This is a genomic window from Prevotella nigrescens, assembly GCF_031191185.1.
GTDB lineage: Bacteria > Bacteroidota > Bacteroidia > Bacteroidales > Bacteroidaceae > Prevotella > Prevotella nigrescens.
The window spans coordinates 1597265-1619065 of the sequence record NZ_CP133465.1 but is presented as its reverse complement, the minus strand read 5'-3'; the positions used below and the strand labels follow the sequence as shown (position 1 = coordinate 1619065).

At 38.9% G+C, this 21801-nt stretch carries 19 protein-coding genes; 9 read left to right on the top strand and 10 right to left on the bottom strand.

Annotation, left to right across the window (positions count from 1 at the left end; all coding sequences use genetic code 11):
- Nucleotides 1–43: 43 nt before the first annotated feature.
- From RDV52_RS09130 to RDV52_RS09100, 7 genes are all read right to left on the bottom strand, one after another.
- Nucleotides 44–862 carry a DUF5715 family protein gene (locus RDV52_RS09130; RefSeq protein WP_004365926.1) on the bottom strand — a complete coding sequence of 273 codons (819 nt, stop codon included), beginning with the start codon at nucleotides 860–862 and terminating at the stop codon, nucleotides 44–46.
- A gap of 223 nt (nucleotides 863–1085) precedes the next feature.
- The gene (locus tag RDV52_RS09125; RefSeq protein ID WP_004365927.1) at nucleotides 1086–1730 is read right to left on the bottom strand and encodes an HAD family hydrolase; all 645 of its coding nucleotides are present in this window, start codon (nucleotides 1728–1730) and stop codon (nucleotides 1086–1088) included.
- Between the two features lie 62 nt (nucleotides 1731–1792).
- Nucleotides 1793–3874, bottom strand: a complete 2082-nt coding sequence (locus RDV52_RS09120) for a YgiQ family radical SAM protein (protein ID WP_004365928.1) — start codon at nucleotides 3872–3874, stop codon at nucleotides 1793–1795.
- 139 nt (nucleotides 3875–4013) lie between these two features.
- Complete coding sequence (locus RDV52_RS09115; RefSeq protein ID WP_004362690.1) at nucleotides 4014–4358, bottom strand: hypothetical protein; 345 nt, start codon at nucleotides 4356–4358, stop codon at nucleotides 4014–4016.
- A 45-nt stretch (nucleotides 4359–4403) separates the two neighbouring features.
- The gene (locus RDV52_RS09110) at nucleotides 4404–7001 is read right to left on the bottom strand and encodes a golvesin C-terminal-like domain-containing protein (protein WP_004365929.1); all 2598 of its coding nucleotides are present in this window, start codon (nucleotides 6999–7001) and stop codon (nucleotides 4404–4406) included.
- Nucleotides 6998–7558 (bottom strand): 1-acyl-sn-glycerol-3-phosphate acyltransferase, encoded by a 561-nt coding sequence (locus RDV52_RS09105; RefSeq protein WP_004365930.1) that lies wholly within the window; start codon nucleotides 7556–7558, stop codon nucleotides 6998–7000. The genes RDV52_RS09110 and RDV52_RS09105 overlap by 4 nt, the downstream gene beginning before the upstream one ends.
- A 1-nt stretch (nucleotide 7559) precedes the next feature.
- On the bottom strand, nucleotides 7560–7832 hold the full coding sequence (locus RDV52_RS09100) for a hypothetical protein (RefSeq protein ID WP_004365931.1): 273 nt from the start codon (nucleotides 7830–7832) through the stop codon (nucleotides 7560–7562).
- A gap of 200 nt (nucleotides 7833–8032) precedes the next feature.
- Between RDV52_RS09100 and RDV52_RS09095 the strand changes: the two genes are divergently transcribed.
- Nucleotides 8033–9691 (top strand): diphosphate--fructose-6-phosphate 1-phosphotransferase, encoded by a 1659-nt coding sequence (locus RDV52_RS09095; protein WP_004365932.1) that lies wholly within the window; start codon nucleotides 8033–8035, stop codon nucleotides 9689–9691.
- A gap of 29 nt (nucleotides 9692–9720) precedes the next feature.
- Complete coding sequence (locus RDV52_RS09090) at nucleotides 9721–10593, top strand: glycoside hydrolase family 25 protein (RefSeq protein ID WP_004365933.1); 873 nt, start codon at nucleotides 9721–9723, stop codon at nucleotides 10591–10593.
- On the opposite strand, the gene prmA is transcribed toward RDV52_RS09090, so the two are convergent.
- On the bottom strand, nucleotides 10520–11392 hold the full coding sequence (gene prmA / locus RDV52_RS09085) for a 50S ribosomal protein L11 methyltransferase (protein ID WP_004365934.1): 873 nt from the start codon (nucleotides 11390–11392) through the stop codon (nucleotides 10520–10522). The two genes, RDV52_RS09090 and prmA, sit on opposite strands and share 74 nt — an antisense overlap.
- A gap of 37 nt (nucleotides 11393–11429) precedes the next feature.
- Entirely contained in the window at nucleotides 11430–12053 is a 624-nt protein-coding gene (locus RDV52_RS09080; RefSeq protein WP_004365935.1) for a TetR/AcrR family transcriptional regulator, read from the bottom strand.
- Nucleotides 12054–12186: 133 nt separating this feature from the next.
- On the opposite strand from RDV52_RS09080, the gene RDV52_RS09075 reads away from it, so the two are divergent.
- Nucleotides 12187–14475, top strand: coding sequence for an NADP-dependent malic enzyme (locus tag RDV52_RS09075; protein ID WP_004365936.1), 2289 nt, complete (start codon nucleotides 12187–12189; stop codon nucleotides 14473–14475).
- Between the two features lie 107 nt (nucleotides 14476–14582).
- Here RDV52_RS09075 and RDV52_RS09070 read toward each other — a convergent pair whose 3' ends face one another.
- Nucleotides 14583–14729 carry a hypothetical protein gene (locus tag RDV52_RS09070; RefSeq protein ID WP_004365937.1) on the bottom strand — a complete coding sequence of 49 codons (147 nt, stop codon included), beginning with the start codon at nucleotides 14727–14729 and terminating at the stop codon, nucleotides 14583–14585.
- Between the two features lie 646 nt (nucleotides 14730–15375).
- Between RDV52_RS09070 and RDV52_RS09065 the strand changes: the two genes are divergently transcribed.
- The 6 genes from RDV52_RS09065 to RDV52_RS09040 all read left to right on the top strand — a co-directional run bounded on the left by RDV52_RS09065 (nucleotide 15376) and on the right by RDV52_RS09040 (nucleotide 21760).
- Nucleotides 15376–16584 carry a GDP-L-fucose synthase family protein gene (locus tag RDV52_RS09065; RefSeq protein WP_004365939.1) on the top strand — a complete coding sequence of 403 codons (1209 nt, stop codon included), beginning with the start codon at nucleotides 15376–15378 and terminating at the stop codon, nucleotides 16582–16584.
- A gap of 37 nt (nucleotides 16585–16621) precedes the next feature.
- The gene (locus RDV52_RS09060; RefSeq protein WP_004365940.1) at nucleotides 16622–17899 is read left to right on the top strand and encodes a hypothetical protein; all 1278 of its coding nucleotides are present in this window, start codon (nucleotides 16622–16624) and stop codon (nucleotides 17897–17899) included.
- Between the two features lie 351 nt (nucleotides 17900–18250).
- Complete coding sequence (locus RDV52_RS09055; RefSeq protein ID WP_004365943.1) at nucleotides 18251–18889, top strand: acetyltransferase; 639 nt, start codon at nucleotides 18251–18253, stop codon at nucleotides 18887–18889.
- Between the two features lies 1 nt (nucleotide 18890).
- Nucleotides 18891–19904, top strand: a complete 1014-nt coding sequence (gene neuB, locus RDV52_RS09050; protein WP_004365944.1) for an N-acetylneuraminate synthase — start codon at nucleotides 18891–18893, stop codon at nucleotides 19902–19904.
- A gap of 13 nt (nucleotides 19905–19917) precedes the next feature.
- Nucleotides 19918–21072, top strand: coding sequence for a UDP-N-acetylglucosamine 2-epimerase (gene neuC, locus RDV52_RS09045; RefSeq protein ID WP_115098557.1), 1155 nt, complete (start codon nucleotides 19918–19920; stop codon nucleotides 21070–21072).
- Nucleotides 21073–21082: 10 nt separating this feature from the next.
- Entirely contained in the window at nucleotides 21083–21760 is a 678-nt protein-coding gene (locus RDV52_RS09040; RefSeq protein WP_004365948.1) for an acylneuraminate cytidylyltransferase family protein, read from the top strand.
- The last annotated feature ends 41 nt before the right edge of the window (nucleotides 21761–21801 follow it).

Sequence of the window (21801 nt, the reverse complement as noted above, 5' to 3'; positions counted from 1 at the left end):
ATAACCACTCAAGTATGCGCAATTCTATTTTATAAAGAAACCTTTATCGAACTGTTATATGAAAGCAACCTTGGTGTTTTTCGTATTTAATATGACAGCGTCCTTGTTTACGTAGGTCATTTAGGACTTCACTAAGAACCCACTTCAACGTGTCATCACGTACACGACGAGTTATAGGCGAATACTTATTGTAGGCTATATCGAACGTTGTTCCATAAAGGTGGCAACTATTTTCGGTTGCATTGTGGTTGTAACGTCTCAGTCTTTCTACGTCTTCTTTGGTTCGCAAAACGCTTGTAACCAATAGCTTTGTAAGTGGAATATTCTTCACTTGAAGGCTGTCGAAGAAGTTGCGCCCAATGTCTTGAAGCAAGACAGAGGCTGTTGGTACAAGATACGGAATGCTGCTCGACAAACGTTTTACATCGAAGAAAGGATTGCTACCTATATATACAAGTTCTTTTTTGCGCAACTCTGCATCTTCTCTGTTTATAACTGCCTTTACAGCATACTTCATTGCCGATTCCAGTTGTACATGTTGTGAGTCGGGAAAGCTCTCATCGTAGTTTACTACACCAATAATACGGTGCTTTATTTCTTTCCCGTTTGCATCGAAAAACTGTGTTAAACCATTACTCGGTACAAAATTTTGAGCAGCTATTTTAGTTTCGTTTGCAAGCTTGTTATTTCCATACACGTTTGGATATGTGCATGTTGTGTCTTTTAGTGAAGTTTTTTCTTTAACTGCATAAGACGGTTTAGCCACGGAAGGAAAAATAAGTCTGACAACTGCCAAGAAAGCTGTTGCAGCCATAAAACCTATTAAAAAATTATTCTTTGTTATTTTCCATTTTGTTTTCATTGGTACAAATATAGGCACAAAAAAGATATCTCCCAAACAAAAACTCCATATTTTTGACGATAGGTTCCAAAAAATACTGTTGCAGGATTTTGTTTTTCAAGAACCTGGTGACATTAGTTTAAAAGCACTCAACCAAATTTAAAGGAACTACAGCTAAAGTCGGAATGCATCAGAATCACCTATTCCAATACATTCCTCCATATAATTATAAGGACAATGCTGGCTAATCGGGAAGTAGCTGACAAGGCTTCTCAACGAAGAAAGTTGCTCCGTGTTCCATCAAGAACTCTTTGTCGCGGAAGCCCCACAGCACGCTGGCACAAGGCATATCGCAGTTTTTGGCAGTCATAATGTCTACATCGCTGTCGCCAATATACACCGCTGTTTCTTTCGATGCTCCTAATTGGCGCAAGGCTTCTATCACGGTGTCGGGTGCTGGCTTCTTCTTTATATTTTCTCGCTCGCCAATAGCCACTTCGATGGTGTCGGGAAAGAAGTGTCGGGCAAGTTCTTGTGTGGCAGCATAAAACTTGTTGCTCACAATGGCGAGTTTCTTTCCACGTGCCTTCAGTTCGGCAAGTAGTTCGGGAATACCCTCGTATGGTTTGGTGGTGTCGAGGTTGTGTTCCAGATAATGTTGGCGGAATGTAGCGTAAACGTCTTCGAACTGTGGATTTTCGATGCCGTTTGGAATTGCCCTTTCCATTAGTTTTTTTACGCCGTTGCCCACAAACATTCTAACATCTTCTATCGAATGTTCGGGCATATTGTGCGTTCGTAAAGCGTAGTTGGTACTTGCAGCTAAGTCTTTCAATGTTTCGAGGAGCGTACCGTCCAAGTCGAAAATATACGTTTCAAATTCTTTCATTGTCTTTGTATTCTATTGTAGTATGCCTGTTTGTAGTGAAACAGACAGTATTTCTCTTTTAATTATCTTCTGTTCTTCTTCCCCTTGTTCCAATTGTCGTTTTGCTTGTACGGCTTCTTACGGCGACTTCTTTTGTCGTCGGCAGGGCTGCTTCCTATGGCTTTAGGGTCGTAGTTCACCCTTCCGTGGAAAGGTTTGTTGTCGTATAGCTTTCCTATAAGGTCGCTTCTGCCTATCCGTTTCAGTTCGCGTTCAATGTTTTTTCGCTCTTCGGGCTTGTACCAAAAGAAGAATTGACGCTGTGCCAGCTTCTCTCGAGGAGTCTTTGCCGAGAATATTGGTTCCAGCGTGTAGGGGTCGTAGCCCGAATACCACGCTTCGGTGGAAACCGTCATAGGCGTTGGCGTGAAGTCTTGCACCTGTTCCAAGTGAAAGTCAAGGTCTTTTGTAATCACTGCAAGTTCTGCCATATCTTCTTCCTTGCAGCCAGGGTGCGACGAAATAAAGTAAGGAATAATTTGCTGGCGCAGGTTTTCTTCCTTGTTTATTCTGTCGAATATGCGTTTGAATTGGTAAAACTGCTTGAACGAAGGCTTGCGCATAAGTTGTAGAACACGGTCTGACGTGTGCTCTGGTGCAATTTTAAGTCGTCCGCTTACGTGCTTCTTAATCAATTCGCGTGTATATTCACGTGCCGATTGGTTGGCTTTCTCGTCTTTGCTGTCGTGCAGCAGCAAGTCGTAGCGCACTCCCGAGCCAATAAAACTTTTCTTAATGCCAGGCAACGCGTCTACTGCTCTGTAAATTTCGAGCAGTTTGGAATGGTCTGTATTCAGGTTCGGACATATTTCCGGGTGTATGCAACTGGGTCGTTTGCAATGTTCGCAAGCCTTTTGGTTCTTTCCTGCCATACCGTACATATTGGCAGAAGGCCCGCCTAAGTCTGACAGATAGCCTTTGAAATCGGGCATCTGTATCACCTGTTTCACTTCTTTCAGAATACTTTCCTTCGAGCGGCTTGCTATGAATTTACCTTGATGAGCGGATATTGTGCAGAATGCGCAACCGCCGAAACAGCCTCGGTGAATGTTCACACTGAACTTAATCATTTCGTAAGCAGGTATCACCTTGCCCTTGTATTTGGGGTGTGGCTCTCGTGTGTAAGGCAAATCGTAAGCCGCATCTACCTCCGCCGTACTCATTGTGGGATAGGGAGGGTTTACCACGATGTATTGTCCGTCTACTTCCTGCAATATGCGTTGAGCGTGTTTCTTGTTCGATTCCTCTTCAATGTGTCTGAAGTTTTCCGACTGAAACTTCTTGTTGTGCAGGCATTCTTCGTGCGAGTGCAGCACAATGTCGTCCGCCTTGATGCCTTCTGGTATATCTGCTTTCTTGCAAAGATAGGCTATTTGCGGTATTTCCTTGATGTCCTTGATGTTTCTGCCACTCTCCAATTCTTGCGCAATGCTGACGATTTGCTTTTCGCCCATACCATAAATAATGACATCGGCACCCGAATCGCATAGCACACTCTTGCGAAGGCTGTCTTTCCAATAGTCGTAATGGCTCAGTCGGCGCAACGATGCTTCGATGCCTCCCAATACGATAGGCACGTCAGGATAAAGTTGGCGAAGGATTTTAGAATACACTATGGAAGGGTATTCGGGGCGCAGGTCGTGGCGTCCGTCGGGTGAATAGGCATCTTCGGAGCGTAAACGTTTGTTGGCGGTGTACTTGTTTACCATAGAATCCATTGCACCGGCAGAGATGCCAAAGTATAAACGTGGACGCCCTAACTTCTTGAAATCTCGGAAATCGCCGTGCCAGTCGGGTTGCGGAACAATGGCAACACGGTAGCCTGCGGCTTCCAAGGTGCGCCCAATGACGGCAGCACCAAAGGCTGGGTGGTCTATATAGGCATCGGCAGAAAACAGAATGACGTCTAATTCGTTCCATTTCCTTAGCTCCACCTCTTTCTTCGTAGTAGGCAGAAAGTCGGTGAGCATAAAGCGTGAGGGTGTTGTTCGAACTTCGCGCTCCTTGTTCTTTTGTTCTCCTGTGCTTGAATCTTTTCGCGAAGGCTTTGTGTTTTGGGCTTGTGTCGCTTTGTTCTGCCTTCTTGTTGGTTTATTGTTACTCAAATTACGTTACCTCTATTTAAGTTTCTGTTTGCCCTATGGAAAACCCGTTAAAATTTATACGATAATTCTATATGATAGGACAGAATAAAAAATATGACGTCATATTTTTCTGAACACCTAAAAAGTGGGTTGGAAAACCCTATGATGTGCTTCCTTCGATTTGCCCTTCTTTGGGTTGTTCTTCAGACTTCTGTTCTTTGCTATATTGTTTGTAAAGGTCTACAAGATTCTTCAAACCCAATGCTTTCATATTCTGATGGTAAATCACATCTAAGCATAGGTCGAGCAGTTCTTTGTCTTTCCCTGCCTCTGACTCCAACAAACTGCGTACATTCAATTTCAGTTTATCGAGCACAACTTCGTCTACCACTCCGTTAGAATCGATAAGATTGGATAGCAACGAATATTTTTCTAAGGTTGCAAGGTGCGTGTTGCTGACCTCTATGCTTCTTGTGCCAGATGTATTTGCTTGAATTTTGTGCATAATCCTTCGTTTTTATTTATGTTCAACTTCGGTATTCACACCTTGTTAATTCAACAAGTAGGCGATGATGCCTCGCATAATCCTATTGCGTACCTCTCTGTTCTTGATACATTCGAATGGAAATGCCATAACGAAAGTACGGAAGTCGGTACCTTTATAGGCTACTGCTGCGCTTGTGTTGTCGGCATACGTCATTACGCTAAATGCAGAACCTGAAGGCTGAAGTATGTCGGGCGAATAAGCACCGTAGTGCTGTTCGTTCATAGTTCTGTATATATCGAATTGTGAACCTAAGCCAATGACGGTGGAATTGTAATTGTTTTGGTTGCTTCCCACAGCTGAAATCTTGAAGAATCTGGCAAGCCATTCCTGCTCGTTGCTGCTCGTCATATCGGTAGCAAGGTATGCACCGTTTGCAAAAACTCTGCCACCACGGTTTAGATAATTTGCTATTTGGGTTTGCATGTTAGGGCGGAGAGCCTTGTAAAAGTAAAGGCTGTGCCCGTCGTTTTTCTCTAATCCCAACGCCAAGTCTATGAGAGCATACTTTTCAAGTTTGATATAGCCGTTCTCAATTGCTTTGCTTGAACAACTCACAATGTTATATTTGCCACTGGTTGCAATTGCTTCGGCGTGCGTTTTCACATAATCGAAGCTGTTGCCTGCTATGAATAGTCCTGCAAGTTCGTCGCCTCCAAAGCCTAAGGCCGAAGGGCCTTCCTTGCCAAACTGCGTTCTATCGAAGTTGCTTTGTCTGCCATTCCAGCCCGCAGTTACGCCGTAGCTTACTCCCGGGTCAGCTTCGAGGTTGAAACCTTGCTCTGTATCATTGTCAATAATGGCAGGTGAAGAAAGACGATGGAAGCCATTCACTATCAAGATGGTCTGTTTTGCACCTTCTTTATGGTATGCCGACAATACTTCTGTAGGGAAACTCTCTCCTCCGTGGTTGCACGCTGTAACCCTGAAGTTGTACAATACGTTTGGTTCTAATGTTATTTCGTATGAATTACCATTAACATTTATACCGTTGTCGAAACCGCTTGTGCCCGTTGCCATATATATATTGTACGATGTTGGCTTTGCCGTTGGCTCTAAAGGGTCGTTTACTCCGTTCCACTTCAAGCGCACCTTGTCTTTTGAAACATATTCTATTCTAAAGTCGTCGGGGGCTAATGGTTGAACGATGTATGGTCTTTTATGAAGCGATGCCGTGTGGCGGAGAATGCTTTTGTAAATGGAACGTGCAAGCGTGAACTTAAAATTAGGGTCTTGTCCTAACCTCATATCGCCAAAATTCTGATGCGAAAGTGTCTCTATAATTGCCGATGGGACTTCGGGCAAGCGTGTTTCGCTGTAATTAGCGTCTTTTACGCCACGCGTGTTCCATACTTTCTTGAATGTACCTTCGATGTCTCGCTTTGCATTTGTTACGAGTTGGTTGGCAAAAACTTGAGAAGCATTGCGTGAAAGTCCTGTCCCCAATGTAGGATTTCCTTGTTGTGTAGTACAAATAGACAATGTTCCAACCGTAGTTCCGTCAGCTTTCACACCAGCATCGCTATGCACGCCCAACGTCAATTCTATTGGAACCTTCAGTCCTTCCTTATTAGGAATATAGGGAGAACCGCCTGCAAGCCAGTTGGTATAAAGCGAACGTGTGTTTATATCGTCGTTGTAATCGTTGGTTCCGTTGCTTTTACTGACTACATTGCGAGGTGCACCAGCCCATTGGGTGTAGTATCTTGCTCCTTCAAGCGTGCGGGGCAAACCACTGACTTGTCCTCCTCGAACAATGTTTCCCATACCGCCACCAAATCGAACAGCGTCTGCGGTAACAAAACCTCTGCGCTTGCTGTGGTTAGTCAGTACTACACGGTTGTAGATATTGCAACCTTTGTCGAATGCAAACGTGCCGAGATATACCCACGTGCCGCCTCCCATTTGTTGATTTACGTGGAAACGAGTTTCTTGTCCTTTATGAAAAACAATATATTCAGCGTCATCTATGCTCTTCTTAACAGTCTTGTAGCTTACATAAACAGCGTAGTTTCCGTCTTCGGGGATAATAGGCTGATAGGAAATATGACTAAGTTTGCTGTTTCGTTTCCTTGATTTTATTTGACGGACAGAGCCTGCTACAAATGGATTTTCGCCGTCTGCGTATGTCCCTTGATGAAATGCGAAGCCTGAACCAATAGCAGTTCCCCATTTCTTTTTATTGTTTACTTCCTGATAAGTAGCTTTACCGTTCGCTCTTGGGTTATCGTTGTCCACTATAACTTCTTGTTTCTGCCAATCGCGTTCGCGAGGTGAAACAACAACAGCACCTGCATTTTCCAGCATAGGAAAAAGGTAGGGAATTACAATGGTTTGCGTGTATAAGTCTTCTGTGGTTCCGAAAAGATTAGGGCGTTGCCATTTCCAACCCCCTTTATTTGCATCGTAATAACGTCCATGCGATGACCAAATCGAAAAATGTCTGCCATTCAATCCTTCTGTTATAGTGTTTGGACGAGAAACGTTCTCTACCCATGGCTTTCCTTTATATTCAGACTTCCCCCATACTGTTTTATTTGTTTGGGCAAATCCGTTCCAAACAAATGTAGTACATAGTATGAGAGTCAAAAGTTTCTTCATCATTCTTTTATTTCTCCTATGGTAAACAACTCTGGGTGTTTGCCTTTGAAGTCTTTAAAATACAGTTTGATAGTTTTCATATCCTCCTCAATATCTCCACTTGGCACAATAGATTGGTTGCATACAATGGTCTTTTGTTTGTAGTCCAACCCATAAAGAAAGATAGGAATATTAGCTTTTAATGCTATATAATAAAAGCCTTTCTTCCATTCGGGGTTTAATGAACGTGTACCTTCAGGAGTAATACACAATCCAAAAGATTTTGCTTTTACCGCATGTTCAGCTAAATGGTCGGTCATACTGGTGTGCTTGCTTCTGAAAACAGGTATGCCTCCCATTCTTTTAAACAATATTCCCAAAGGCCAAAAGAACCACTCTTTCTTCATTAAGAAGTTGCTCTTTATGCCTTCAGCCCTGCTGTAAAGCAGTCCGATAAGGAAGTCCCAGTTACTGGTGTGTGGAGCAAGGCATATAATAAACTTGTCAGGGAAGTCGATAGTTACTTCCTTTTTCCATTTCATACGCTTGTAAAGAAGCCATGAAGCAAGTTTTTTCAGCATATTATACTAAGTTGCAGATTTGGTCAATTATTTCATTTGCTTCTGCATCGAACTTCTCTCTCAAATCTTTGAAGTAGTCTTTTGCCTTCATTCCTGGTTCAATGTGTGAAATGCGACCTACGTAATTATTGCGCAAAAGAATGATAGAAGTCAAAAGGGCTTCTATATTTTCTTTGTTCACATTGTCGCCATAGAGCGATGCAGCTATGACTTCTGTAAATAAATCGCCACAAATATAGTTTATTGTGCGCTTTAGATTTCTTTTATTTCCCATTTTTTGTAGAATTATCTATCCGTAAACTCACTTTTATGATTCAAAGATAATATAAAAAAACAGCAAAAACAAATATGTATCAAGAAAATTAGTGTTATTTTTTTATTTTATCATTATTTATTCCTAATTGTCAATTTAAAACATTACTTTTGCAAATAATATAGATTGTTTCAATAATAACTGTTTTAAAAGATTAGAAGATGGAAACAAGTGCTTTACAAAAGGAACGTGCAAGCTATCAGCCAAAACTACCAAAAGCTCTTAAAGGTGCTGTAAAGATTAAAGAAGGAGAACCTACCCAAAGCGTAGATAACCACGATGAGATAAAGAAATTATTTCCAAATACGTATGGTATGCCTCTTGTTGAGTTCGTACCAGCTGAGAAACAAGATTCTGTTAGAATAAATGTCGGAGTGATTTTATCAGGCGGACAGGCTCCAGGCGGACACAATGTGATTTCTGGTTTGTACGATGAACTGAAGAAATTAAACCCTGAAAACCGTCTGTTTGGTTTCCTTATGGGACCTGGTGGTTTGGTAGACCACAACTATATCGAGATTACCGACATACTTATGAACAAATATAGAAATACGGGCGGCTTCGATTTGATAGGTTCTGGACGCACCAAATTGGAGAAAGAAGAGCAATTTGAAAAAGGATTGGAGATAATTCGCGAGCTTGATATAAAGGCACTTGTCATAGTAGGTGGCGACGACTCAAATACGAATGCCTGTGTACTCGCAGAGTATTATGCAGCCAAAAAGTATGGAGTACAGGTTATTGGCTGTCCGAAAACAATTGATGGCGACTTGAAGAACGACCAAATAGAAACATCGTTTGGTTTCGATACAGCTACCAAGACTTATTCTGAACTGATTGGAAATATTGCGCGCGACTGCAATTCAGCACGTAAGTATTGGCACTTCATTAAATTAATGGGACGTTCTGCATCTCATATTGCACTTGAATGTGCTTTACAAACACAACCTAATATATGTTTAATATCTGAGGAAATAGAAACAAAAGATTTATCTTTGAATGATATAATTGAAGATATTGCTAAGGTTGTTGCTCGTCGTGCACAAGATGGACGAAATTATGGAGTGGTCTTAATTCCTGAAGGACTTATTGAGTTTATTCCTTCAATCGGCAGACTCATTGGAGAACTGAACGATTTGCTGGCAAAACATGGAAACGATTATAAAGATCTCGACATTGAGAAGCAACGAGCTTATATTATAGAACACCTTTCTGAAGAGAATAAAGCAACGTTTGAGACTCTTCCTGATGGAGTCGCAAGACAATTGTCTTTAGATAGAGATCCCCATGGAAATGTTCAAGTTTCACTTATTGAGACAGAGAGACTTATCTCTGATATGGTAGAGATGAAACTTAATAAATGGGCAAAACAAGGCAAATATAATGGACACTTTGCAACTATACATCACTTTTTAGGTTATGAGGGACGCTGTGCAGCTCCATCAAACTTTGATGCAGATTACTGTTATGCACTCGGGACTTCAGCAGCCCAACTTATTGCTAATGGAAAAACAGGTTATATGGCAATTGTCAAGAATACGACTGAAAAAGCCGAAGACTGGATAGCCGGTGGTGTGCCTATAACTATGATGATGAATATAGAACGCCGTAATGGTGAATTGAAACCCGTTATTCGTAAGGCTTTGGTTGATCTCGAGGGGGCTCCTTTTAAGGAATTTGCAAAGTTACGTACCAGGTGGGCAACGGAGACAAGCTACATTTACCCAGGGCCTGTCCAGTATTGGGGACCATCTGATGTTTGTGATCAGACTACACGAACATTAGCATTGGAACAAGGTAAAGATGTCTTTGTATATTAAATAAGAAACAATGACATAAAAGTCAAGTAATGAATATTCCTAAAACAATCGGCCCGCTTTGTGCTAAATTGCGTAAGATGCCTAAATGGGTATGGTGGGCTGGAGGAATACTCATTGCTTTAGTATATTGTCTCTGCCTTTATTTATTTTTAGTTGCTCCTTCTGGATTTCGTTGGCGTGCAATATATGGAGATCCCGATTATCCCGATGGTTATGAAATACATGGTGTTGATATTAGCCATCACCAAGGGACTGTTAATTGGGCACGTCTTCGTAACGCACTTATAGAACAATCACCAGTTCGTTTCGTCTTTATGAAATCTACAGAGGGTGATAGCCATGTAGACAGAAACTTCCGCATAAACTTCATCAATGCAAAAGAATCGGGACTTATCCGTGGTGCTTACCATTTCTGGAGTAACAGTTCTTCTCCTCGTCGTCAAGCTTATTTCTATTTGGCAATGACACCTTTGGAAGCAGGCGACCTGCCCCCTGTACTTGACATAGAGACAAAGCCAACCAACATCAGTACGGAAGAGTTCCAACAAAACATTCTGACATGGTTACATATTGTAGAAGATAAATTCCATGTAAAACCTATTATCTATACCTATTATAAGTTTAAAGATCAATATCTATCCGATTCTCGTTTCGATGACTACCCTTATTGGATTGCCCATTACTATGTCCACAAGATGGAATACCCGGGGAAATGGCTTTTTTGGCAACATACGGATGCAGGTAAACTACCTGGAATAAAAGGTTACGTGGACTTAAATATCTTTAATGGTTCTTATTATAACCTTATGCAACTGCTCATTCCCGAAACTAATCTGGTTGAAATGTCAGACACACCCATCTGTGATTCGACCTCTGTTGACTCTTTCTCAGTCCAAGACTAATAGCCTTCTCTTCCAATAAGGCTACGTCTTCTTCATAAAAGCCACTTAATATTAAGTATCCTTTTGGTTTCATCGCTTCTACAAAAGAAGGCATATCCGCCAGCAATATATTGCGATTTATATTTGCAATGACAATGTCGAATTTCGTTTCAGAGAGTTCCTCAATAACTTGCTTATCTCCTTCTTTTACTTCAATTACTACATCATTGGTTATTGCATTCTCTGTTGAATTCCTCACACTCCATTCATCGATGTCGTATCCACAAACTTTTTTTGCTCCACATTTGGCTGCAACTATTGACAGAATTCCAGTCCCACAGCCACAATCCAGTACATTCTTCCCTTTTAGATCTATATCTAATAGTTGAGATACTATCATTTGTGTTGTTTCATGCGTCCCTGAACCGAAAGCCTGTTTGGGGTCTATCCTTATAATTAAAGGTTCACTGCCTTCTGTATCTGCCACCAACGCATATGGATCTTTCTCTTTTACACTACAGATGAGGCAGTTGTTGTTAATAATAATGGGGGCAAAGCCTTCCTTCTCCCATTCTTCATTCCAATTTTTATCCTCCGCCTCTTCTACCTTATATTCTATTTGTATATCAGGCAGAATAAAGTTGGAAATAGCTTCTTTTAAAGTTTGCTCATCAAATACGCTTTCAAGACAGTAGCCTTTCACTACGTTCTCTTCTTCCGAAAACGAATCGCAGCCAACTTCACCTGCCATTGCAACTAAAAGCTCGCGTGCCAATTCTGTATCTGGTGTTATCTTGAACGTAATCTGTAGATATCTCATTATACTTAAACTTTTACGTGGAAACTTGTATGTGGTGTTATTGGAAGAAGTCTGCCATCTCTTTATCCAATAGCTTTATCCCTTTTTCGGTACAAATACTTCTTATGTATAACAGAATAAAAGTCTTTAATATCTCTTTGTAGTTGCACTTATTGTATAGAAAGTTCGCCATTATGTAATCGCCGGAGGCAGCAGTAAGACTACTATATAGGTTTATATCTATATTGGACAGGAAATACCCCTCATCAACTCCACGTTCTATAAAATCGACAAGTTGTTCGTGCTCCTTATTTTCCCGATCAGCAAAATAGATTCGTAACTTAGGATATCGTCCCAATTCTTCATAGAATAATGGATTAACTCTGTTAAACTCTTCGGTCTGCAGTCTTAATACATGCATAACAATGTTGATAACGTTGAGACCAGGTTTATCAAACTTCTCTATCTCTTCCTTTTTGCGCTTATCATTCATCACCACAACTTCATAAAGCAGGTCTTCTTTATTCTGATATACTTCATAAAGTGTTCGTTTCGATATTTTCAAACATGCTGCTATATCGTTCATTTTCACTTTACGAATGCCATTCTGAAAAAACATCGTAGAAGCTAATGAAAGTATCCTCGCTTTTAGCTCTTTCTTATATTCATTTTCTATTATCATTGCTATCGTTTATTAAGCAATACAAAAATACAAAAATAATATCACTAATACTATCTTTATTGTTTTTATTTCGTAACTTTGCGCAACCATACGCTTTTTGCGTGTAAATTTAAGTCAGTATTAAAATCTTATTATGGTTAAAATAACAAAAGAGGCGGCACTTGCGTATCATGAGAATGGCCGTCCTGGAAAGATAGAAGTTATCCCTACAAAAGCTCATAGTACACAAACCGATTTAAGTCTTGCCTATTCGCCTGGAGTTGCATACCCTTGCTTAGAAATTCAGGAAAACCCAGACAACGTTTACAAATATACCGATAAAGGAAACCTTGTTGCAGTTATAACAAACGGAACTGCAGTTTTAGGACTGGGCAACATTGGTGCTATGAGTGGAAAACCCGTTATGGAGGGTAAAGGGTTGCTATTTAAGATTTATGGTGGCATTGATGTTTTCGATATTGAGATTAATGAAACTGATCCCGACAAATTCTGTGAAACTGTTGAAAAGATAGCTCCTACGTTTGGTGGAATTAATCTTGAGGATATAAAGGCTCCTGAATGTTTTGCTATTGAAGAGAGACTAAAACGCACGTTAGACATTCCGGTGATGCACGACGACCAGCACGGCACAGCCATTATATCTGCCGCAGGTCTGAAAAATGCGCTCGAAGTTGCTGGAAAAGACATAACAAAGGTTCGACTTGTTGTAAATGGAGCGGGTGCTGCAGCCATCTCGTGTACGAAACTATATGTAGCTTTAGGCTTAAAGAAAGAGAACATACTTATGCTAGATTCGCACGGAGTTATTACTGCCGACCGACCGAACCTAACAGAACAAAAGAAGCTATTCGCTACCAATCGTAAAGATGCACACACGTTAGAGGAAGCCATAAAAGGTGCTGATGTTTTTGTAGGACTCTCAAAGGGCAATATCCTTTCGAAAGAGATGATACAGTCTATGAACAGTAATCCTATCGTATTTGCACTGGCTAACCCCGTGCCTGAGATTTCGTACGAAGATGCGATAGAGGCACGACCAGACGTTATTATGTCTACTGGACGGTCCGATTATCCAAACCAGATTAACAACGTTATTGGTTTCCCCTATATCTTTAGAGGTGCTCTTGATGTGCACGCTAAAGCCATAAACGAAGAAATGAAGCTCGCTGCCGTGCACGCCATTGCCGAACTGGCTAAGCAACCTGTACCTGATGTTGTGAACGAAGTGTACCACGTGAACGAACTCACGTTTGGACCAAAATACTTTATACCGAAACCTGTAGACCCACGACTGATTACCGTGGTGAGTGCTGCTGTGGCAAAGGCTGCAATGGATAGCGGTGTGGCAAGAACGCCTATTAAAGACTTTGATGCATACAAAGACCGCCTGATGCAAATGCTTGGACAAGAAACCAAACTTACTCGCTATTTACACGCAACTGCTGCACGCCACCCACAACGAGTTGTATTTGCCGAAGGTGTACACCAGAATATGCTGAAGGCTGCTGTACAAGCAAAGCAAGAAGGAATTTGCCAACCTATTTTGTTGGGACACCCCGACCGCATTAAACGCATAGCGAACCGACTGAAGCTCGACCTGACTGGCATTGAACTCATTGATATGCGTGCCGACAAGGAACAGCGACGCAGAGCCAATTACGCAAAGCACTTGGCGGAGAAGCGTGCACGCGAAGGTTACACTTTCGATGAGGCTTACGACAAAATGTACGAACGAAACTACTTTGGTATGGCGATGGTTGAAAGTGGCGATGCTGATGCTATGATTACAGGACTCTACACGAAATACAGCGATACCATAAAGATTGCAAAAGATGTTATTGGCATTCGTCCAGAATACAAACACTTCGGCACAATGCACATTCTGAATACCAAGCGTGGCATATACTACATTGCCGATACGCTGATAAACCGTATGCCAAACGCCGAAGCACTGGTAGACATAACGCGCCTTGCCCACCACTCTGTAAAATTCTTCAACGACGACCCTGTTATGGCAATGGTATCGTTCTCTAACTTTGGTAGCGACGAGGGAGGCTCACCACAACAAGTGCGCGAGGCATTGGCCATAACACAAGAGACGCACCCCGACTGGTTAATAGACGGCGAAATGCAGATAAACTTCGCATTAGACAAGAAGTTGCGCGACGAGAAATATCCTTTCACACGCTTGAAAGGTAAAAGCGTAAACACGCTTATTTTCCCTAATCTTGCTTCAGCCAACAGTGCCTACAAGCTGCTGCAAGGCTTTAGTCCAGAAACCGAAGTGATTGGGCCAATCCAAATGGGGTTGAACAAACCTATCCACTTCACCGACTTCGAATGTTCCGTTCGCGACATTGTAAACATCACGGCAGTTGCTGCCATTGATGCGTACATAGAGAAAATAAAGAAGAAGCAATAAGTAGTCTGAAACTACGTTCTTATCGCACAAAATACACATTATTGTAGGTGGGTTCTAAATTTACTTTTGACGGATTTTACTGTACTGGTATGCTTACGTGGAAATTTTTAGAACATGCCTATAATATAGACTCGCTTTACTGCTTCTGGTAAGGTAGCGCTTGCATTCATGTAAAGTAATGGGAACTTAGCAAAGAAATATCCATTACCGAACAGAGAGAAACTCCTCTCCCACTCTTCCGTTCCTTGCTTCATACGCCGAAAACAGAAGGATAGAGGTATGAACATTTTTCATAAGGATATCTATATTAGATAACATCCTTACTGTCAGTATATTGCAAAACCTATTGTTTTGCATTCCAAAAGAGTAGGATTTGCGTTGTAAAATAGGCACTTTTGCACCATAATCGAGTTTTAATCATTTACAGTGCCCTCGTTTCTATAGTTTACACTGATGGTGTTTAATGGTTTTAGTGACTCATATTAGGAGAAGGCACAGAATTTATAGAATGTCCGTAAAGCTGCTCTCTCTATAAAATTCTATTAGTGTCTATTGCCAATATTAAATAAAATATGTATCTTTGCAAACGATATAATAAAAAAATCTGACTAAATAACTCTGCGGGTACTAAAAGCCTATAGGCGGAGAAATGTGTTAGAGGACGATTGTTCCAACCTTTTAGTAAAAAGGGAGGAAGGTTTCGTTTTCTAAAAAACAAAATAAATTAAACACTATAACACATTCTCACGCAAGCATAGTTATTTGTAGCAGATTGCAAAATTCCCATCGTAGAATTTCTTATGAGAAGCATAACGAAACTACAAATCCACTATCAGTATACGAAGATGGGAATTTTCAAGAATTACTTCATAGATAATCCATAAATAACACGACATAAAGATGTTAGAAAAATCATCAAAAATATATATTGCTGGGCATAGAGGCTTAGTTGGTTCTGCTATTTGGAATAATCTGAAAGCACGTGGATACAACAATCTTATTGGTTGTACCCATTGTGAACTCGACCTTACCAACCAGCAAGCTGTGGAAGACTTCTTCGCACAAGAAAGACCAGATGCCGTAGTTTTAGCAGCTGCATTCGTTGGAGGAATAATGGCAAATAGCCTTTATCGTGCCGATTTCATAATGCAAAATATGAAAATGCAATGTAATGTCATCTCGTGCGCATATAAATATAAGGTGAAAAAACTTTTATTCTTAGGTTCTACCTGCATTTATCCTAAAGATGCACCGCAACCTATGAAAGAAGATGCTCTGCTTACTTCACCATTGGAATACAGCAACGAAGAATATGCCATTGCAAAGATTGCCGGACTAAAAATGTGTGAAAGCTATAACCTGCAATATGGGACAAATTATATTGCTGTAATGCCAACTAACCTTTATGGACCTAACGATAATTTCCATTTAGAGAATAGTCACGTAATGCCGGCAATGATGCGCAAGGTTTATCTTGCAAAACTTATTCACGAAGGAAATTGGGACGCCATAAAAGTGGATATGAATAAACGACCTATTAATCCTGTTTCTAAACTCGCTGAACAAATTGGGAACGAGAATGTAGATGGCAATTCTTCAAAGAAACGTATCTTACAGGCTTTAGCTTTCTATGGAATTGAAAACAATGAGGTAACACTCTGGGGAACGGGGACTCCTTTGCGCGAATTCCTTTGGAGCGAAGATATGGCTGACGCCTCAGTTTTTCTGTTGCTTAATGTAGACTTTAAGGACATCATTGGCATAGAAAAATACTCAAGCGTTTTCTATGGTGTGAAAGCTGACGGAGAAGTAAACAGAAATAACAGTGAAGGACGTGGGGGAGCAATACCATCATTAGGAGAAATTAGGAATTGTCACATCAATATTGGTACTGGTAAAGAGCTAACTATAAAAGATTTGTCTGCATTAGTGGCAAAGACAGCAAACTTTACGGGCGAAATTGTCTGGGACGAAACAAAGCCCGATGGTACGCCACGAAAACTTATCAATGTAGATAAGCTTCATTCGTTAGGTTGGAAACATAAAGTTGAAATAGAAGAAGGCGTGGAGAAACTATATAAATGGTATCAGCACTCCTTAGAGAATTAATACCTTTATATAATATAATAATGTGGAATTAAATTATATGATACCATCGAAACAACACGAGGAAATTTGTAATAGGAAATATTTAAAGCTATTCTTACTTCTCATTGTATGCACACTTGTATTTAACAAGTCTTACGCTCAATATTATGATTTTAAAACAGAAGAGTTTTATAAAAATCAGAAAAAAGAGAAAAGAAATAAAAAGAAATGCAATACAAGTTCTGCAAAAATAAATGACCGATTGTGGTATATTGAAACTGATGGTGAAATAAGTCCTCTAGATTATGGCTTTACTTGTCTTAAGGTTGGAAAATCTAAGAAAAGTAATAAAAATATTGACGATAGAGCGTCCTATTTAAAATTGAGAATAGATTCTCTAAAATCAAAGATATATAAATTAATAATCAATTCAGAAACTAGTACAAATAGTAAAATAAAGCAGTCATTAAATGCAGAAGTTCACATAAATAATAAAACAATTCCCTTTCATAAGGAATATAATTATAATGATGACTCACATTTAACTTTTTCGATACAAAATATTGAATGTGATAATAACTTAGAGATAGAAATCAAATTTGACGAGCAGACAAAATACTTTATTGCGATAGAAAGTATCGAGATCGTAAATGGAATTAATCACGAGAAAGATAATTCAACAACTATCACGAGTGATAAGAACATAAAGAATAATATCATTCAGGTTACACGTACTCTTTCAAAAGATTATTGGAATACATTCTGCTTACCATTCGATGTTGATGAAGACTCTGTAAAATTGTATTTAAATAATCCAGAGTTGAGAGAATTTACAGGGAAAGTAAATGGTACTACAATGCTTTTTAAAGATACTACAGCAATAAAAGCAGGAGTACCATATATCATAAAGCCAACGAAAGATGTTGTAAATCCAATATTCCGTAATGTTGTTATTACTGCCGTTGAGCCAAAAGAAATAACCGATAATACTGGAACTTATACTTTCGTAGGAGCATATAGTCCAACCGAATTAAAAACAGATGGAAATGAACTTTTCCTTGGCGATAAAGAGTATCTCTATAAACCACTTAAAGACGACAACAAGATAAAAGGAATGCGAGCATTCTTCAGAATAAAAGATGCATCGCAAGCAAAACAGTCACAATATGGCATATCAATAGATGGAACAACAACGATAACTTTGCCCAATACAAAGAATATTCCATCTACAACACAAGAGAGAATTTACACGTTAGACGGTAGACAAGTACATTCTACCCATAATTTAAAATCAGGCATATATATCAAAAACGGTAAAAAACTATATGTCCATTAATCTTAAAACCATAAAATCCTTACCAATAAATGGAGCACACAAAAGTATACGAACAACCAACTTCAACAACAATACATATAATAAACTCTCATTTTCTCACAACTTCACCATCTAAGAATAGTGGTGTAAACAAAAAAGGAGATTTAGAAATAAATATTAATCCAGAAGAAGGCGGAGCAAGTGGTGCGCACGCCAAACCATTCGAGTGGGAATGAGAATAAGATGTGATATGATATGAGTAATGGCAGTATATTATAAATCAAATAAGTTAATGTTTTGATAATCAGTTCTTCTATATAAAGTAATAATATGTGATGGGAGAGGATATTGTTTTCTGTTAAAAAGATAAAAATGAAGAAATTAATTATAGTTGGTGCAGGTGGTTATGCAAAATCTGTATTGGACTCTGTTGATTATATGAACTTTAAAATGGTAGGGTATATTGATGATGTTAAAGAGAAAGGAACAAATCATCAAGGATATCCTGTACTAGGTAATACGATAGACTGTGTTGACAATCCTGAACAGTATGTTTATTTTGTTGCGATTGGGAATAACGCTAAAAGGAAAGTATGGTTCGACAAACTAAAAAAACGTAACCTTTCACTCATAAATGTTATCGATAAGTCTGCACTTGTTTCTCCTACAGCAGTTATTGGAGAAGGCTGTTTCATTGGTAAATTAGCAATACTTAATCACGGAAGTTCTGTCGGTGATAACTGTGTAATTAATACGCGTGCCCTTGTGGAACATGGTTGCTGTATCAGGGATCATGTAAATATCTCCACAAATTCTACTTTAAATGGTGATGTTATTTGCGAAAATGGTAGCTTTATTGGATCTGGTACAGTAATTAATGGACAGATTACTGTAGGAAAATGGTCATTAGTTGGTTCGGGCGCAGTTGTTATTGAAGATGTAAAAGAGTATACTGTAGTGGTTGGTATTCCTGCAAAAGAAATAAAATCAAATAACCATAAGTACAATTAAAATGAAACGTATCTATATAATTGCAGAAATCGGTTGCAACCATTGTGGTAATCCTAAGTTGGCAAAACGTATGGTTGAAGAAGCCAAATCTTGTGGTGTTGATGCCGTAAAATTTCAAACATTCAAGGCATCTGAGTTAATAACTAAATATGCACCTAAAGCTGATTATCAAAAAAATACGACAGGAACTGATGAAAATCAGTTAGAAATGACACGCAAATTAGAACTTCCTTATAATGAGTTTATTAAGTTACGTGATTATGCTTTGAGTCTTGGACTAGATACATTCTCAACCCCTTTTGATATGGATTCCATAAATTTTTTAGAAAAGAACGGCCAAAAGATATGGAAGATTCCTTCAGGAGAGGTTACAAACTTACCTTTTTTAGAACGTATTGCCAAAATTAAAATAGATGAGAAAAGAATAATATTATCAACAGGTATGTGTACTATTAATGAAATACATCAGGCTGTTGATATTATTCATAAATACGAAGATCCTAAGAAATTAATAATCCTTCATTGCAACACAGAGTATCCAACTCCTGATAAGGATGTAAACCTTAGTGCTATTGATACATTGCACAAAGAATTCCCTGGTATAAAAATAGGTTTTTCTGACCACTCTATTGGTTATGTAGCTGCTATTGGTGCTTGTATGAAGAATATAGTACTTATTGAGAAACATTTTACATTAGATAAGAATTTCCCAGGCCCAGACCACAAAGCTTCTGCTACTCCTGAAGAACTTAAGGAGTTATGTCATAATGTTCGTCGTATAGAAGTTATAGCTGGCGAGGGAGGAAAGAAAGTTACCGAATCTGAAGAGCGTAATATAAGTATTGCAAGAAAATCAATAGTGGCTCGTAAAAAGATAAAGAAAGGTGAAATTTTTAGCGAACATAATCTAACCTGTAAACGCCCAGGTAATGGAATCAGTCCTATGGAATGGTATAATGTGATAGGTACTTTTGCTGTTCGTGATTTTGATGAGGACGAGATGATAGATTTCTAATAGAAACAAGATTATGAGGAAGTATAAAGTTGCTTTTGCTACGGGTTCTCGGGCTGACTATGGCATTGTTCGTAATTATATAACTAAGTTGAATAATGATTCAGAGATAGAATTTTATATACTTGCAACAGGTGCACTTTTATCTGCCGAATTTGGTAGTGCCGTAGATATTATAGAGCAGGATGGATTTCGTATAGACTACAAGGATTTTGTAGAACCGAAGATGGCTTCGTTTGATGAGACATGTCGTATTATGGCTAAGACCTTAGAGGATTTTAGTAATTATTTCTCCAATAACAAACCTGATTTATTGATAATACTTGGAGACCGATATGAAATCTATAGTGTCTCCATAGCTGCTGCTATGCATCGTGTTCCAATTCTACATTTACATGGTGGCGAACTAACTATGGCAAATTATGATGAATTTATTCGTCACTCTATTACTAAGATGGCAACATGGCACTTTACAAGTACTTTAGAATATAAAATGCGTGTTATACAACTTGGTGAGAACCCTGAGAATGTATACTATCTTGGTGCACTTGGTGCTGAAAATAGTCTTTATATTAATATGAAGAATGTTCCTACAGAACTTATCAATAGCCAAGTCTGTTTTGTTGTTCTATTCCATCCTGAGACTTTGAATGAAGTTTCTCCTCAGAAACAAATTAATGAGGTTTTTTCAGCTATAGAGCCATTTACTAATAGTTATCATTTTGCGTTTATTGGCTCAAATGCAGATACTTATGCTGATCAGATAATCAAACGTGTTAAGAAGTTTTGTGAAAAACATAATACTTGCGTTTTCTATAGTAATCTACATCCTGATACTTATCATTATCTTGTGAAAAGATCAATAGCATTGATTGGCAATTCAAGTAGTGGCATTATAGAAGCACCTTCACTTGGGAGTTATACCATTAATATTGGTGAACGTCAAACAGGACGTGTAAAAAGTAAAAGTATCTTGGATGTCCGTTGTAGATCCAATGAAATAACACAAGCTATTGAATTTGCCATAGCACATAAAGATGAAGCTATAACAGATACTCCATACTATAAAGAAAATTCAGCAGAATTATATTATCGTACGACAATGGATATACTTCACCAAAAAAAAACTAAGTATAAGATGTTTTATGATATTAGACCATTAAGTATATAAAATTATAAGTGTGAAAAGAATAGCTATCATCCCAGCACGTTCTGGTTCAAAAGGTTTGAAGGATAAGAATATTATTGAGCTCTGTGGAAAACCTCTTATATCTTATTCGATAGAGGCCGCGCTTAATACTAATCTTTTTAATAAAGTCATAGTGTCTACAGATTCAGAACTTTATGCTCAAATTTCTCGTCAATGTGGTGCAGATATTCTGATGAGGGGAGAAAATCTATCTGATGACAAAGCCACAACATATATGGTTTTAGAAGATATCATAAAACATAGAGTAATAGAAACTTATGATTATTTCGTCCTTCTGCAACCCACTTCACCTTTACGTAATGCGAAACATATTACAGAAGCTATCGAAAAGTTTGATTTAAAATACAATCAGTTTGATTTCTTAGTCTCTATGAAAGAGGCCGAACATGCAAAAGTGCTTGTAAATCGCATAGAGAAGGATGAAAGTCTGAAATTCTTTGATACAGACTTCTCTAATTATCGAAGACAAGGATATAAAGATTACTCTCCTAATGGAGCTATTTTTATTGCAAAACCAGCATGTTATCTTGTTCGAAAGCATTTCTTTGGTGCTAAGAGCTTAGCATATATTATGACAAAAGAAGACTCTATAGACATAGATGGTCCATTGGATTTAATTCTGGCGAAAGCAATAATGACACAACGTTAAATGTAGTATTTATCAGTATTCTTAATTTAATTATTTTATGA